A 14,929-nucleotide genomic window follows, 5' to 3' on the forward strand; every position below is an offset into this window, starting at 1 on the left:
GGTCTGCCTGGCCCTCGAACTACGTTGACTCACAACCACTTAAACGCCCTCCACCCACCGAACAACTACCGCCACCGCCACGACTACTTCGCTGCGTCCTGAATCTTGGTCAACACCGCGGCCGGATCGGCGCCCTGCGCGATCGTGCCCATCTGCTGCCGGATCGCACCCTGCGCCGGACCCCACTTCGGGTTGTTGCTCGGGTAGAACTGCGCCACCGGCAGGGTCGCCGCGAACGCCTTGGTCACCGGGTCAGCGGCCAGCTTCGCCGCACCGCTGTTGGTGATCGGGATGAAGCCTTCCTTCTGCACGAAACCGGAGTAGACATCGGCGGTGTAGAAGAAGTCGACGAACTTCTTGATCGACTCCGCCTTCTTGCCGTCCTTCTTGAACGCCATCAGGTGATCGGCGACGCCCAGGGTGACCGGCTGGCCGGTCTTGGTGGGCGACGGCGCGGTCGAGTACTTCAAGGCCGCGTTCTTGGACTGGATCTGGCCGATGGTGGGCGGCAGGCCCTCGATCATGCCGATCTTGCCCTGGATGAAGGCGTTGATCACGTCCTTGCGGTCTGTCGCGCCCGGGTTCGGTTGCGTCACACCGGCATCGATGAGCGCGCGCATCGCCTTCACGCCCTCCAGGTTGGCCGGGGTGTCCACCGTGACCTTGTCGCCGTCGGCCCACTTGCCGCCCGCGCCGAAGGTCCAGATCGAGGTCTCACCCTGGGCCTCCTCACTGCCCAGGGGTAGGCCGTAACCGGACACGCCGTCGCCGAGCGCCTGCACCTTCTTGGCGGCCTCGGTCAACTCGTCCCAGGTCTTCGGCGGATTCGCGATGCCGGCGCGCTGGAACAGTTCGGTGTTGTAGAACAGGGTGCGGGTGGAGGCGAACAACGGCAGCGCGAACTGCGTGCCGTTCAGCGAGGCGTTCTTGGCGAAGCCCGGCTGGATGTCGGACAGCGTTGCCGGAGAGGCAATTTCGGAAGCCGGGAACAGCATGCCGTCACCGGCGAAGCTGGCGTAGGCGTCCACGTTCAGCAGGTCCGGGGTGGTCGACTTGTCCTGCAACTTGGTCCGGATCACGTCGTTGATGGTGTCCCAGGACTCCATCTGCAAGTTCACCGTGACGTCGGGGTGCTTCTTCTTGAACTCGGCGATGATGCCGTCCCACAGCGCTTTCGTACCGGTCGCGCCGTCGCTGTAGGTGGGAGCCAGGAAGTTGATCGTGGTGTCGGAATCGGCCTTGTCGTCACCGCCGAAACCGCAGGATGAGACGGCCAGGGCGACGCCGGTGGACATCGCGATTCCCGCGAGCAATCCGCGGAATGTTCTTTTCACGAGCAGAACCTTTCTTGAAAAAGCACAGCAATTTTGCACCCGGCACAGGCCGGACCCGCCGATGATGGGAGCAACCCACCGTCTTGCGGACAATGTAGCGCTATCGGTGATCGTATGTGACTGATTTGAATGTAAAGTTGACATGAACGATCACCGGGGTGATTCTGGTGAGGTGCCGACCTCCGCTCACACCTCCGCAGGCCCCACCCCCGCCACCCACCTCGAGGCCGAGGTCTCGACCCAGCCTGACGACTGGGCGCGGGCCGCCGCCACCGCCGCAAAACACCACGCCGTCCTGCCGCAACCCGGCGAACGCGTCGCCGTGGTCGGCTGCGGCACCTCCCTGTTCATGTCCCGCGCCATCGCCGCCCTGCGCGAAGCAGCCGGTCAGGGCCTGACCGACGCCTGGCCCGCCAGCCAGCTCCGCCTCGGCCGCGAATACGACCGCTACCTGTTCATCTGCCGCTCCGGCACCACCACCGAGGTGGTGCGTGCGATGGAGCAGATCCCAGCACACATTCCGCGCACCGTCATCTGCAGCAGCCCCGGCACCCCCGTACTCGACCTGGGCGACGCCATCCTCATCGACGAGGTCGACGAAAAGTCGGTGGTGCAAACACGATTCGCGACCACGACGCTGGCAATCCTGCGCTGGCACCTCGGCGAGGACCTCGCCCCGGTCATCGCGCAGGCCCGCGAAGTGCTCGCCGAGGACCCGGCGGAGTCACTGGCTTCCGTGCGCCGTGCCGAGCAGATCAGCTTCGTCGGTATGGGTTTCGCCGCCGCCCTCGCCGACGAGGCGGGGTTGAAACTGCGTGAATCCTGCCAGGCCTGGACCGAGGGCTACCTCGCCACCGAATACCGGCACGGGCCGATCAGCATCGCCGCCCCCGGTCGCGCGGTGTGGGCCTTCGGCCCGCTGGAACCCGGTTTCACCGAGGATGTCGCCGTGACAGGCGCACATCTCGAGCATCGCGATATCGACCCGATGGCGGATCTGGTTCGCGTGCAACAGCTCTGCCTGCTGCGCGCCGCCGACCTCGGCCTCGACGCCGACCACCCGCGCAACCTGAACCGCTCGATCATTCTCGAGCAGTGAACGGACGCGCCGCCGGACCGGCATCACCCCAGCGTCCCGGCGCGATTTCGGCCGGGACCCAGACGCCTGCGACCGGAACGGCCGCCTCGGACGCCCCGGCCGCTAGGGTCACCGACATGCCGACCACAGCCGCTGCCGCGGTGCCCGACGACGCGCTGGTGCTCGCACTGGACGTCGGCGGGACCACCATGAAAGGCGAGGTCACAGATTCCGCCGGTGGCGTGCTGGCCTCCGGTGTCCTCGAAACTCCCCAGGGTGAAGCAGCTTTCGAGACCATGGGCGTGCTGGGTGACCAGCTGCTCGCCGAGCTGACCGCCGAGCAGCGTGCGCAAGTGGCCCGCGCGTCGGTGGTGCTGCCGGGCATCATCGATATCGCCCGTTCCATCGCCATATTCAGCGCCAATGTCGGCTGGCGAGATGTGCACATCGGTGATCGATTCAGCTCACGCTGGCGGATGCCGGTGCTGATCGAACACGATGTCGCCGTAGCGGGTTGGGCCGAATGGCGGTTCGGCGCGGGCCGCGGGCACGACGACGTGTGCGTGGTCATCCTGGGCACCGGCATCAGTGGAACCCTCTCCGTCGGCGGCAGATTGGTCCGCGGCGGCATCGGCCAAACCGGCGAGTACGGCCACATCTCGGTCCGCCACGACAACGGATTACCTTGCGCCTGCGGCAATATCGGCTGCGTCGAGACGGTCGCGTCGGGCGCTTCCATTGCCCGTGCCTATACGGTCCGGACGGGCCGAACCGCCAGCGCAGCAGAGATTTTCACGCTCCGAGATACCGACACCGACGCCAAGGCGGTCCTCGCCGACGCCGTCGACGCCCTCGCCGACGGCTTGGTGGGCCTCATCCATGCCACCTGTCCCGAGCTGATCATCCTCGGCGGCGGCCTCGCAGGCGCAGGCGCGGCCCTGACCGACCCGCTACACCAGGCACTAATCGAGCGTCTCCGCCTAGTCCCCGCGCCGGCCGTAGTGCTCGGCGAGTTCGGCGCCCGCGCCGGATTGGCGGGCGCCGCCCTGTTCGCCCGCCATGGAGAGCTCGCATGAACCGCCGCAACATCCACCGGTCCAGCTGGCCCCACAACGTTCGCTCGCGCTTCAGCACGCCCCGCCCTGCGAGGCAGGGTATGCACACCGTGCAGTATTCGCCCGGAACCAGCCGAAATCGCCCATTCCAGCCGCGAATTGCACGATCTGCATACCTGCCGCCGGTGTGCGGGACCCGACCTAGTGGACCGACCTCTATAGGGCGGGGCGCCGCAGTACGGCAGTGGGCGCAGTTGCAAATTGCGCGACTCGTATCCCCTCCACCGGTGGGCCAGAACCGACGTTGGCATAGTGCGCCGAGCTACTCGAGGCGGGACTCAGCGCGGCAGGGCGGCCCAGCGGCAAATCGGGCGACGCGTATCCCCGCCACCGGTGGGCCAGACCCGACGCTGGCACAGTGGGCCGACATCAGTAAGGCACAGCGCAGCAACGTGACATCGAGAAACCGTGGGGGCGGCGCATGACGCCGGCGCGCATGTTCGAGGTGCGAGGGCGGGTGGTCTCGGCCTCACACATGCTGGACGACGGTGTGGTGAGCATCGCCGGGGACCGGATCGTAGCGGTACAGCCGTTTGTCGAATGGCGTGCTGCCCAAATGGATTCGCCCGAGCCTGCGTTCGAGGGAACGGTACTGCCCGGCCTGGTCGACATCCACAATCATGGCGGGTTCGGACATCGGTTCGACACCGTCGATGCCGGGGAGGCGCGGGCCGCGGCGGAATTTCATCATTCGCGTGGATCGACAACGGTTTTGGCGAGCGTGGTCACCGGGGCTGCGGCGGACATGGTTGCGCAGACGGCGGTGTTGCGGGAGCTGGCGGACGAGGGTCTGATCGGCGGAATTCATGCCGAGGGGCCGTTTCTCGCTGTAGCGCGATGCGGGGCGCAGGACCCTCGGTTCCTGTGCGATCCCGACCCGCAGCTGACCGAGCAGCTGATAGCAGCCGCTGGTGGGCATCTTCGCGTGATGACTATCGCGCCGGAGCTGCCCGGATACGCGAAAGTGGCGCAACTGCTTTCCGAACACGGCGTCATTGTCGCGCTCGGCCACACCGACAGCGATTTCGGAGCGTTCCGGGAAGCTTTGCGGCCGAATGGGTTCGGCGATCTCGTCACGCACCTCGCCAACGGCATGCCCACCCTGCATCACAGGTCGGCCGGTCCGGTGGCCGCCGCGCTGGCGGCCGCGGCCGCCGGCGACGCGGTGGTCGAGCTGATCGGCGACGCCGTTCATGTCGATTCCGGCTTCGCCGCACTGGTTTTCGCTGCCGCGCCGCGCCGTGTGGCGTTGATCACAGACGCGATGCAGGCCGCGGGCATGCCGGACGGCGAGTATCGGCTCGGGCCGCAGTCCGTGCGCGTGGTCGAGGGCATCGCCCGGGTACCGAGCGGATCGATCGCCGGGGGGACATCCACCCTGCTGCGATGCGTGTCGTGGGCCGTCACGGAATGCGGTGTGCCGCTGCGGGACGCGGTTTGCGCCGCGTCCGCCGTCCCGGCCGCGGCGGTCGGGCTGACCGAGGTCGGTGACCTGCGAACACGGCAGTTCGCCGACTTGGTCATAGCCGATGACAATCTGCACTTGCGCCGGGTGCTCAGACGTGGACAGTGGTTGTCGTGATCCTCACCGTGACAATGAATCCCGCCTACGACATGACCTACCGCGTGGAGCGGTTCGAACGCGGCCAGGCGCACCGCGTGCGCTCGGTCGAGCAGCGCATCGGCGGCAAGGGCATCAATGTCACGAGAGTGCTGAACCAGCTCGGGAAGTACGCCCGGGCAACGGGTTTCGCGGACCACGCGTTCGCCGCCGCGGCCGAGCTGGAGATGCCGGTGGACTTCGTGCACGCACTGCCCTGGGTGCGGCGCACCGTGGTGATCAGTGAATCCGACGACGGAACCGCCACCGCCCTCTGGGAACCGGGCGCCCGCGTCTCCAACCCGCATGCTGCGGAACAACTCACGATCCGGGTGGCGGGCCTGCTGCCCGACATCAACGGCCTCGTCATCTCCGGCTCCCTACCCGGCGGGATCGATTCCGGCCTACCCGCCGAAATCGCCCGCATCGCGGTCGAAGCCGGTATCCCGACGATCTGCGATGTCGACGGCGAGGCGTTGCGCCTGTCCGCCGAGGTCTCCGGCGTCGTCCTGATGCCCAACACCGAAGAGCTGGAGCGCCTCACCGGCCTCGTCCCCGTCACGCCCGCCGAGGTCGTGCACGCGGTTCGCCCCCTCCTGGAACGCGGCGTCCGCGCCATCATCGCCACCCGCGGCGCCGAAGGCATGATCGCCATCACCCCCGAGGGCGCCTGGGTCGCCGAACTACCCGAGGTACTCGCCGGAAATCCCACTGGCGCGGGCGATTCCGCTGCCGCCGCCGTCATCGCGGCCCTGTCCGAACGCGGCGAGCCCGATTGGCCCGCCATCCTCGTCAACGCGGTCGCCACCTCCGCCGCCGCCGTCGTCATCCCCGTAGCCGGCGAAATCGATCGCTGCCTGCGCACCCGCATCGCCCCGACCGTCGTCGTGGAGAAGCTGACCCAGACCACCACCGCATAACGAGGAGCCTGCCCCCATGCCGTTGACGCCAGTACCCGAGCTGATCACCGCCGCCCGCCCCGGCGGCCTGGGTGCCTTCAACGTCATAACCCTGGAGCACGCCGAGGCCATCGCCACCGGCGCCGAAGCCGCGGATCGCCCTGCCGTACTCCAGATCTCGGAGCACACCGTCAAGTACCACGGCAGCCTGGCGCCGCTCGCCCTGGCCTGCCTGCGCATCGCCGCCGACAGCACCGCCCCGCTCACGGTGCACCTCGACCACGCCACTTCGTTCGAGCTCATCACTGCCGCAGCCGAACTCGGCATCCCCTCGGTCATGTACGACGGCTCCACCCTGGACTATGCCGCGAATGTCGCCGCCACCAAGGACATCGCCACCTGGTGCCACGCCCGCGGCATCTTCCTGGAAGCCGAACTCGGTGAAGTCGGCGGCAAAGACGGCGCGCACGCCCCCGGCGCCCGCACCGACCCCGCCGAAGCCGCCGACTTCGTCGCCGCCACCACCGTCGACGCCCTGGCCGTAGCCGTCGGCTCCTCGCACGCCATGCACACCCGCACCGCCGAACTCGACAACGACCTCATCACCCGACTATCCGCGAAAGTCCCCGTCCCCCTGGTCCTGCACGGCTCCTCCGGCGTCCCCGACACCGGCCTCCGCGCCGCCATCGACCACGGCATGACCAAAATCAACCTCGCCACCCGCCTGAACATCCAGGCCACCAACGCCATCCGCAACACCCTCACCCAAGATGCAACCCTCTCTGACCCCCGCAAATACCTCACCCCCGCCCGCACCGCCATCCAGTCGGAGGTAACCCACCTCCTCCACCTCCTGGCTCCATAACCGGGACACCACCGAGGTCTGTACTCGCGAAACGCCTCGGCCATGTCCCGCCTATCGATCTCGGCGATTGTGAATGGCGAGATTTTCTGGGGATAGGTGAAGTACAGGGGTTTTCGTGGGGCACGATCGGCGGTATGGGGGTTATCGACGAACCGTTTCCGGCTAGCTGGGCGTTGCGCGATGATCGGTGCGTTCCTGCCCCGCCGCAATTATCCTTACTTTATACGCGAAGTAAGGAGAGGGTGATGGATGCACTGGCTCGATTGACCACCAAGGGGCAGATCACGGTGCCGAAGGCGGTGCGGGATGCTCTGGACCTACACGCGGGAGACAACGTGCACTTCCGTGTGGAAGGGCAGGTGGTGGTGCTGGCCAGGACTCCCGACCTGCTCGAATTGGCCGGGAGTGTTCCGGTGCCACCGGAGGTACGGGGGAAGACCTGGGATGAGATTCGCGAGGCGGCGTGGGCCGCGCAATGGGGGGACAACGAGCCGTGACGGTTTACCTCGACACCAATATCCTCGTTCGCCATCTCACGCAGGACCCAGCGGAATTGGGCGTACGGGCGACTGCCTTCCTGGCAAAGGCAGACGAGTTGCACCTCTCCGACTTGATTCTGGCCGAGACCGTCTACGTTCTGCAGAGTGTCTACCGGGTGCCGCGACCACAGGTTGCCGCGTTGTCCAGGGCGATGATCGGCTCTCGGAACATCGCGACCAATGATCCCGCCTTACTGGTCAGAACCATCGATGTCTATGAACATCACCGGCTTTCCTTCGCGGACGCGTATCTGGTCGCCCTCGCCGAAGCATCCCCCGGATCGGCGATCGCCTCATTCGACAGAGGTATCGACAAGGTGCAGAGCATCAACAGGGTCGAGCCCGAAGACGTCCCCTACTGATCCGCGGTCGGCCAGGCGTGGGCTTCGAGGCGGGATTGGACTCGGCTGACGTCGGGTTCGGACGGTAGTTCGTTGGTGACTTTGGTGATCATCACCTGGATGTCGGTTTTGTCGGCGGGGAAGTCGCCGGTGGTGGCGAGCTCCGTGGCGATCAAGCGGACTTCGTCGTCGGAGAGGCGGCGGCGGAGCAGGGCGATCAGGGGGATGTAGTCGGATTCCGGGACGCCGTCGGGATATCCGGCGCGCAGCCAGTCGATGATGGCGTGCAGGAATGGGGGCACGGCGGCTCCGTCAGTCCGACTCGGTGAGTGGGGCGGCGAGGGGCCAGCCGCCGGCCGCCAGGTGGGAGGCGACCCGGGCGACATCCTGTGGGTCCGGCTGTTCGATGGCGAAGCGGGTGATCGCGTTTTCGATGTCGGTGTGGCTGATCTCGGACTTCGGGTTGCGGTCGGCGACAAGCTCTTCGGCGATGGCGACGACCTCGTAGTCGGTGAGGTGGCGGTGCAGCACGGCGAACAGCGCGACGTAGTCGGATTGCGGGACGCCCTGGGGGTATCCGGCGCGCAACCAGCCGATAACGCGGCCTAGCAGTTTCTGCCGTGAGGCCTGTTGTTCCGTCATAGCTCCGCCCTTCAGGCCTGTCCGAACACGTGGATGCCGAACTTGGCGGCGAGGAAGGCCTTCGCGGTGTACAGGATGCCGACGATGATCGCGGCGAGTACCAAGGCGAAGCAGGCCCACGCGCCGGCCAAGGCCGGGTAATTCCGCCTGGCCGCGCTGCCATCGGACTGAACGGTATCCGCGGACGACCACAGCCGCACGCCGACCGCGAAGACGATCGGCAGCCCGGCGCCCAGGATCAGCGCCGCCAGCGTGACATCCCACAGGGCTTTCAGATTCGTGGTGAGCGTATGCATGCCTGCTCTCCTACTTCTTCGCCGAGCGCGTACCCGCGGGCACCTCGGTGGACGTGATCACCTTGGTCTCCACGTCGGAGACATTGACGACCTCGGTCGAGCTCGGCCACTCGTTGACGTTGTGGGTGTCGACCGGGTTGCGCCGCGACCGCAGCCACATCAGCGTCGACAGCGCGATCAGGATCGCGAAGACCACCAGCACACCGGCCAGCCCGCCGATGAAATGCGCGATGGCCCAGCAGATCGCCCCGGCCAGCCCGGCCAGCGGCAGGGTCAGCAGCCAGGCGACCGCCATCCGGCCCATCACGCCCCAGCGCACCTCGGCCCCCTTGCCCAGGCCACTGCCCAGGATGGAACCGGTCGCGGTCTGCGTGGTGGACAGCGGCAGCCCGAAGTGCGCCGAAGTCAGAATGATCGCGGCCGAAGCGGATTCGGCGGCCAGGCCCTGCGGGGAGTCGATCTCGACCAGGCCCTTCCCGAGCGTGCGGATGATCCGCCAGCCACCGAGGTAGGTGCCGGCCGCGATGGCGATGGCGCAGGCGGCCATCACCCACAGCGGCATCTCCGCGTCCTTGGTCAGCGTGCCGTGCGCGACCAGCGCCAGGAAGATGACGCCCATCGTCTTCTGCGCGTCATTGGTGCCGTGCGCCAGCGACACCAGCGAAGCCGAACCGATCTGCCCCCAGCGGAATCCGGTGGTGACCTTTTCCTGATTCGAGCCACGGGTGATCCGGTAGACCGCGCGCGTACCGATGGCCGCGACCAGCGCCGCCACGATCGGCGCGACCACCGCGGGCAACACGATCTTGGTGAGCACGCCCTGCGTGGCGCCGGTCCAAATCACCCCACCCCAGCCCAGCGAGGCGATGGTGGCGCCGATCAGCCCACCGAACAGCGCGTGCGAAGAACTCGACGGCAGCCCGAACAGCCAGGTCAGGACATTCCACAGAATGCCGCCGACCAGACCCGCGAACACGATGATCAGCAGGGCATGTCCGTCTACCGCGTCGAGCTGCACGATGCCCTTGGCGACGGTCGCGGCGACCGCGACCGACAGGAACGCGCCGATCAGGTTCAGGACCGCCGAAACCGCGACCGCGACCCGGGGACGCAGCGCCCCGGTGGCGATCGAGGTGGCCATCGCGTTGGCGGTGTCGTGGAAGCCGTTGGTGAAATCGAAAGCGAGTGCCGTGACGATGACGATCACGAGTACCAGTAATTCGGCGGTCACGTGTCCAGTCTCCCGTATGGTCTGTCCGGATTGCCATGCGGTTGCCGTATGTCGCGACCTGAGTATGAGCTAACGTGGATCCTCACCACCGCGACGTCTTGCACCCTCCGGGTCCGTTCCCGGTGAACATCTTGTCGATCCAGGCGTTCGCCTCCGCAATCGCGACGGCACCGGCGATGATGTGCTCGCCCGGGAAGATGTCGAGTTGCACGGGCGCCCCTTGCGCACACCATTCGTCTTGGAGGTTCTCGGCCCCTTCGAGTGGAACCCAGAGCTCGTGGGCGCCGTGATACATGTACACCGGCACGCTCGGTGCGGTGTCACCCATCCGGTTCTCGGCCAGGATTTTCTGGATCACCGGCTGCTCGAGCGGGTCGGGCACATCGGTCAGCATTTCCGCGGGGATCGGCAGGATCGCGCCGAGCACGGCCTCCCCCGGGAAGCACAGGTCTTTGAAGAATTGCGCGAGGCGCCAGCCGTTGTCGTTGAGCATCCACATCATTTCCGGGTACTCGCGGGCGACTCCGAGAGTGGCGGCGAGGAAGACACCGGCGGCGGCATTGCGGCCGTTCATGGTGTGCAGGAGTAGTTCGAAATCGGCTGGGACGCCGCCGAATACGGCGCCGACGAGATTCAGTTCCGGAGCGTAGGCGGGTGCGAGCTGCGCCGCCCAACCGGAGGCGATGGCGCCGCCGGAGTATCCGGTGACCACCGCGGGTGAGTCCGGGCGCAGGCCGAAGTCCGGGGTGTTGACCGACCCGCGTAGCGAATCGAGTACCGCGTGACCGGCCATCCGTCCGGCCGCATAGGCCTGTCTGGGGCCCTCATGGTCGGGCACGACCACGGCGTAATTCCGGGACAGCGGAATCTGCGCGGCGATCAGATCGGCCGACGGGCCCTTGCGTAGCTGATAGGACGGGGCGCAGGTGTGGCCTAGGGAATCGATGGCGACATTGAAGGCGACCACCGGTCGTGCGCCCGGCCCGGTCCACGGCGCCTGCGGCACCAGCAGTGTCGCGACCACCGGCACCGGTCTGCCCTTGGTATCGGTGGAGCGGATCAAGAGTTCGGTGGAGGTCACCGGCGTGAGGGTCAGCCCGATCCCGCCGACTCTGGCGGCGAGTACGGTGCCGGGCGCGGTGTCCTCGAAGCCGGCCGGCGGATCGTAGAACGGATCCCCGATGGGGGTCGGCATCACCGTCGCCGGATCGCGGACCACCGGTCTCGCCAGTTTCTCTATCTCGTCGACCGGCGTCGCTTGTGCGGCCGAAGCACCGCCGACGCACATCACCGCTAGAAGGACGACGGCTCTGCAAGCCGTCTTTCGTGACCACATCCGCAATGCCGAAACCCCGTTTCCGAACGCGTTATCGGACCAATGCCGGGACCAGTCTGGTCTATTGACCACGGCTTTCGCGGGAAGCGCACCGAAGTATTCGAGGATGCGCCGGTGGTCAGGGCAGCAGGGCGCGAACCGTGTCGATGGTGTCGGCCTCGGCGGGGCCCTTGTCGGGGCGGTAGCGGACGACGCGGGCGAAACGCAGCGCCACGCCGCCGGGATAGCGCGGGCTGACTTGGACACCGTCCAAGGCGATTTCGACGATCAGCTCGGGCCGCAGGTACACGGTGTGCTCGTCGCGGGCGCGTTCGTGGCGCGGGAATTCGGCTGTCTGCCAACCCAGGAGCGCGTCGGTGAGGCCCTTGAAGGTTTTACCGACCATGACCGGCTCGCCGGTTTCCGGGTCGCGCGCGCCCAGATGCAGATTCGACAGGTAACCGGTGCGGCGGCCGTAGCCCCATTCGGCGCCGAGGACCATCAGGTCCAGGGTGTGCGTCGGTTTGATCTTCTGCCAGGCCCGGCCACGGCGGCCCGCGGCGTAGGGCGCGCTCAGCGATTTGATCATCACGCCCTCGTGGCCCGAGGCCAGGACACCGTCGAAGTATTCGGCGGCGGCCTCGGCGTCCGGGCGGATCAACGCCGGGATGCTGTATTCGGAGGCCACTTTGGTCAGGGCCGCGCGGCGTTGGTAGAGCGGGGAGTCGAGCAGGTCGCGACCGTCCAGATGCAGGCAGTCGAAGAAGTAGGGGTGCAGGAGCAGCTCCCGGGTGGCCGTCGCCGCCTCGGATTCGGACACCGCCGTGTCAGGCGCTGGTTCCGGCACCGGGATCGTCTCGGCCGCGGTGAGCACCGACGTCGCGAAACGGCTCATCGTCTCCTGGAACGGGCGGGGCCGGCCGGAATCGGTGAGCGCCAGGGTTTCTCCGTCCAGCACGACGCTGGTGCAGTCCAGCGCGGCGACCAGCGCCACCAGTTCGGGCACGCGGTCGGTGATATCGCGCAAGGTCCGGGTGAACACCCACACCTTGTCGCCGTCGCGGTGCACTTGGATGCGGGCGCCGTCCATCTTGTGCTCGACGGTCACCTCGCCGTCGAACTCGGCGAGCACCTCGTCGAGGGAGGCGCCGGGTGATGCGAGCATCGGCTGGATCGGCCGGCCCACCTCCAGGCGGAACTCCTGCAATGCCGCCGCGCCGCCGGACAGCGCGGCCGCGGCGGTGACCGGCAGCTGCCCGGACAACATGTAGGCCCGGCGCACCAGGTCGACCGGGACTTCTGCGGCCGCGGCGACCGCTTCGGCGACGATCGCGGTGAGCGCGCCCTGCCGGATCTCACCGGTCAGCAGGCGTAGCAGGAAGCCCTGTTCGTCGGTTGTCGCGGCCGCCCACAGCGCGGTCAGAAGCTCTTTGCGGCGGCCGGCCGAACCGCTTCCGGAAACACCCGCCAACTCGCTGAAGGCCTGGTCGACCGCCGAAACCGTCAGCGTCGCGGCCGCGGCGGGGGTGCCGTCCAGCACGGTGAGGGTGCGCCAGCCGGTCCCGATGCGGCCCTGCCTGAGCTCGCCGGAAACCCACGCCACCACGGGCGCCAGCTCGTCGGCCGCGGCGGCAGCGAGCAGCGCGGCGAAGGTGGCGATTTTCGTCTTCCGGGACCGGGTGGCGCGAACGGTCTCCGAAGCCTGGACGACATCCGAGAACAGCACTCAACGACCGTAGCGCGCCCCTGTGACAAATGGCTCAGCACCGCTGCTAATTCCGCATTGGCAGGGGTGTGAAACGGGGCCTAAACTGGACATATGGCCAAGACTTACGTCGGGGCGCGGCTGCGTCAGCTGCGCACCGAGCGGGGACTGAGCCAGGTCTCACTCGCCACCAAGCTGGAGATCTCGGCGAGTTACCTCAACCAGATCGAGCACGATGTGCGCCCGCTCACCGTGCCGGTGCTGCTCAAGATCAGTGAAGTGTTCGGCGTCGACGCCACCTTCTTCTCCTCCCAGGACGACACCCGGCTCATCGCCGAACTCCAGGAGGTCGTGCTGGACCAGGAGCTCGGCATCGAAGCCGACACCCAGGAGATCGCCGACATGGTCTCCGCACATCCGAGCATGGCCCGCGCCCTGGTGAACATGCACAACCGCTACCGCAACACCAGCGCCCAGCTGGCCGCCGCCACCGAGGACCGCTTCGCCGACGGCTCCGGCAGCGCCGCCATCAGCAAGCCGCACGAGGAAGTCCGTGACTTCTTCTATCAGCGGCAGAACTACATCCACGAATTGGACACGGCCGCGGAGAAACTCACCGACCGGATCCGGTTCCACGGCGGTGACGTGAACCGCGAGATCGCACGACTGCTGCGCGACCACGACGTGCGCATCATCGAGCGCATCGACCTCGGCGAGGGCGTGCTGCACCGCTACGACCCCGAAGGCCGGGTGCTGGAGATCGCGCCGCACCTGTCCGGCGGCCAGCGCACCTTCAAACTCGCCGCCGAGCTCGCCTACTTCGAATGCGGCGAACTGCTCGAAAAGCTGGTCGAGGAAGGCAATTTCGCCACCGAGGACTCCCGCAAGCTGGCGATGCTCGGGCTGGCCAACTACTTCGCCGCCGCGACGGTGTTGCCCTACACGCACTTTCACGAAGTCGCCGAGGACTTCCGCTACGACATCGAGCGCCTGTCGGCCTTCTTCACCCAGAGTTACGAGACCATCTGCCATCGGCTTTCAACCCTGCAGCGGCCGAAGCTACGCGGCGTACCGTTCTCCTTCGTCCGCGTCGACAGAGCGGGCAATATGTCGAAACGCCAGTCCGCCACCGGTTTCCACTTCTCCGCCAGTGGTGGCACCTGCCCACTCTGGAACGTCTACGAGACCTTCGCCTACCCCGGCAAGATCATGACCCAGATCGCGCAGATGCCCGACGGGCGCAAATACCTTTGGGTCGCAAGAACAGTCGAGCGCCGCGCCACCCGCTACGGCCAGCCCGGCAAGACCTTCGCGATCGGCCTGGGCTGCGAACTCCGCCACGCCGCCCGCGTCGTCTACGCCGAAGGCATCGATCTGGACCTGGCCACACCCACTTTGATCGGTGCGGGCTGCCGCGTCTGCGAGCGCACGAACTGCCCGCAGCGTGCCTTCCCGCCCCTCGGCAAGGTGCTCGACATCTCCGAACACCGCAGCTCCGTTTCGCCATACGTGCTGAAATAGGTTCCCGCGGCTAGGCTTGTCGGCGATCCATGCACGGGATACGTCGGGGGGAGCACTCATGACCCAGTCGGAACCGCGCTACGAGATGCCCACCGGTATGTACATCTACGCCACACCGGAAGGCTGGCGGCACAGCATCTTCACCGAGAACTCCATGGTCTGTGGCCACCTCTACCGCATCGCGGCCGACGCCACCCCCTTCGAAGCCAGGCAATCGGCCGCCGAGATGCTCACCGAGTACGCCCGCGAATTCCACGGCGCCGACATCACCCTCAGCTGGACCCGCGAAGCCGCGGACAAATGGATGGCCGACGTCGTCCGGAGATCGTAATCGGTTAAGACAATAGGTAAGTGGGACATGGCCGAGGCATTTCGCGAGTAGGCACCTCGGTCATGTCCCGCTTATCAGTGCCCGCATGGCGTGCCCGGTCGATAGGTGGGACATGAG

General features: G+C 67.0%; 16 protein-coding genes. 9 read left to right on the forward strand and 7 right to left on the reverse strand.

What is annotated here, in order from left to right; genetic code table 11:
- Positions 1-83: 83 nt before the first annotated feature.
- A complete protein-coding gene (locus IBX22_RS15145) occupies positions 84-1,334 on the reverse strand; it encodes an extracellular solute-binding protein (RefSeq protein WP_309234625.1) in 1,251 nt (416 codons plus the stop codon).
- Between the two features lie 172 nt (positions 1,335-1,506).
- On the opposite strand from IBX22_RS15145, the gene IBX22_RS15150 reads away from it, so the two are divergent.
- The 7 genes from IBX22_RS15150 (at position 1,507) to IBX22_RS15180 (ending at position 7,792) form a co-directional block, all read left to right on the forward strand.
- Complete coding sequence (locus IBX22_RS15150; protein ID WP_309234626.1) at positions 1,507-2,433, forward strand: sugar isomerase; 927 nt, start codon at positions 1,507-1,509, stop codon at positions 2,431-2,433.
- A 116-nt stretch (positions 2,434-2,549) separates the two neighbouring features.
- Positions 2,550-3,488, forward strand: coding sequence for an ROK family protein (locus IBX22_RS15155; RefSeq protein ID WP_194816213.1), 939 nt, complete (start codon positions 2,550-2,552; stop codon positions 3,486-3,488).
- A 460-nt stretch (positions 3,489-3,948) separates the two neighbouring features.
- Positions 3,949-5,109: an N-acetylglucosamine-6-phosphate deacetylase gene (locus IBX22_RS15160; RefSeq protein ID WP_194816214.1), complete on the forward strand. Its 1,161-nt coding sequence runs from the start codon at positions 3,949-3,951 to the stop codon at positions 5,107-5,109.
- Positions 5,106-6,047 (forward strand): hexose kinase, encoded by a 942-nt coding sequence (locus IBX22_RS15165; protein ID WP_309234627.1) that lies wholly within the window; start codon positions 5,106-5,108, stop codon positions 6,045-6,047. The genes IBX22_RS15160 and IBX22_RS15165 overlap by 4 nt, the downstream gene beginning before the upstream one ends.
- 16 nt (positions 6,048-6,063) lie before the next feature.
- Entirely contained in the window at positions 6,064-6,891 is an 828-nt protein-coding gene (locus IBX22_RS15170; RefSeq protein ID WP_194816215.1) for a class II fructose-bisphosphate aldolase, read from the forward strand.
- Positions 6,892-7,136: 245 nt separating this feature from the next.
- Positions 7,137-7,388, forward strand: coding sequence for an AbrB/MazE/SpoVT family DNA-binding domain-containing protein (locus IBX22_RS15175; protein WP_194816216.1), 252 nt, complete (start codon positions 7,137-7,139; stop codon positions 7,386-7,388).
- Positions 7,385-7,792 (forward strand): PIN domain-containing protein, encoded by a 408-nt coding sequence (locus tag IBX22_RS15180; protein ID WP_194816217.1) that lies wholly within the window; start codon positions 7,385-7,387, stop codon positions 7,790-7,792. The genes IBX22_RS15175 and IBX22_RS15180 overlap by 4 nt, the downstream gene beginning before the upstream one ends.
- On the opposite strand, the gene IBX22_RS15185 is transcribed toward IBX22_RS15180, so the two are convergent.
- From IBX22_RS15185 to IBX22_RS15210, 6 genes are all read right to left on the reverse strand, one after another.
- Entirely contained in the window at positions 7,786-8,073 is a 288-nt protein-coding gene (locus IBX22_RS15185; RefSeq protein ID WP_309234628.1) for a DUF3349 domain-containing protein, read from the reverse strand. The genes IBX22_RS15180 and IBX22_RS15185 overlap by 7 nt on opposite strands.
- A 10-nt stretch (positions 8,074-8,083) precedes the next feature.
- A complete protein-coding gene (locus tag IBX22_RS15190; protein ID WP_194816219.1) occupies positions 8,084-8,413 on the reverse strand; it encodes a DUF3349 domain-containing protein in 330 nt (109 codons plus the stop codon).
- Positions 8,414-8,424: 11 nt separating this feature from the next.
- A complete protein-coding gene (locus IBX22_RS15195) occupies positions 8,425-8,709 on the reverse strand; it encodes a hypothetical protein (protein ID WP_194816220.1) in 285 nt (94 codons plus the stop codon).
- Between the two features lie 10 nt (positions 8,710-8,719).
- The gene (locus tag IBX22_RS15200) at positions 8,720-9,940 is read right to left on the reverse strand and encodes an inorganic phosphate transporter (RefSeq protein ID WP_194816221.1); all 1,221 of its coding nucleotides are present in this window, start codon (positions 9,938-9,940) and stop codon (positions 8,720-8,722) included.
- 82 nt (positions 9,941-10,022) lie between these two features.
- Entirely contained in the window at positions 10,023-11,228 is a 1,206-nt protein-coding gene (locus IBX22_RS15205; RefSeq protein WP_194816222.1) for a lipase family protein, read from the reverse strand.
- A 166-nt stretch (positions 11,229-11,394) separates the two neighbouring features.
- A complete protein-coding gene (locus tag IBX22_RS15210) occupies positions 11,395-12,981 on the reverse strand; it encodes an ATP-dependent DNA ligase (RefSeq protein ID WP_194816223.1) in 1,587 nt (528 codons plus the stop codon).
- A gap of 93 nt (positions 12,982-13,074) precedes the next feature.
- On the opposite strand from IBX22_RS15210, the gene ramB reads away from it, so the two are divergent.
- Together ramB and IBX22_RS15220 are read left to right on the forward strand one after the other, a co-directional pair.
- Positions 13,075-14,481 carry an acetate metabolism transcriptional regulator RamB gene (gene ramB / locus IBX22_RS15215; protein WP_194816224.1) on the forward strand — a complete coding sequence of 469 codons (1,407 nt, stop codon included), beginning with the start codon at positions 13,075-13,077 and terminating at the stop codon, positions 14,479-14,481.
- 58 nt (positions 14,482-14,539) lie between these two features.
- Positions 14,540-14,812 (forward strand): hypothetical protein, encoded by a 273-nt coding sequence (locus IBX22_RS15220; protein WP_194816225.1) that lies wholly within the window; start codon positions 14,540-14,542, stop codon positions 14,810-14,812.
- Positions 14,813-14,929 lie beyond the last annotated feature (117 nt).

The sequence above is a fragment of the Nocardia sp. XZ_19_385 genome (assembly GCF_015355755.1).
Classification (GTDB): domain Bacteria; phylum Actinomycetota; class Actinomycetes; order Mycobacteriales; family Mycobacteriaceae; genus Nocardia.

Bases quoted from the DNA above. Each gene is read 5' to 3' on its own strand.
- IBX22_RS15155 (WP_194816213.1), top strand. From the start codon at position 2,550: ATGCCGACCACAGCCGCTGCCGCGGTGCCCGACGACGCGCTGGTGCTC.
- IBX22_RS15205 (WP_194816222.1), bottom strand. From the start codon at position 11,228: ATGTGCGTCGGCGGTGCTTCGGCCGCACAAGCGACGCCGGTCGACGAG.
- IBX22_RS15220 (WP_194816225.1), top strand. From the start codon at position 14,540: ATGACCCAGTCGGAACCGCGCTACGAGATGCCCACCGGTATGTACATC.
- IBX22_RS15195 (WP_194816220.1), bottom strand. From the start codon at position 8,709: ATGCATACGCTCACCACGAATCTGAAAGCCCTGTGGGATGTCACGCTG.
- IBX22_RS15190 (WP_194816219.1), bottom strand. From the start codon at position 8,413: ATGACGGAACAACAGGCCTCACGGCAGAAACTGCTAGGCCGCGTTATC.
- IBX22_RS15175 (WP_194816216.1), top strand. From the start codon at position 7,137: ATGGATGCACTGGCTCGATTGACCACCAAGGGGCAGATCACGGTGCCG.
- IBX22_RS15170 (WP_194816215.1), top strand. From the start codon at position 6,064: ATGCCGTTGACGCCAGTACCCGAGCTGATCACCGCCGCCCGCCCCGGC.
- IBX22_RS15160 (WP_194816214.1), top strand. From the start codon at position 3,949: ATGACGCCGGCGCGCATGTTCGAGGTGCGAGGGCGGGTGGTCTCGGCC.
- ramB (WP_194816224.1), top strand. From the start codon at position 13,075: ATGGCCAAGACTTACGTCGGGGCGCGGCTGCGTCAGCTGCGCACCGAG.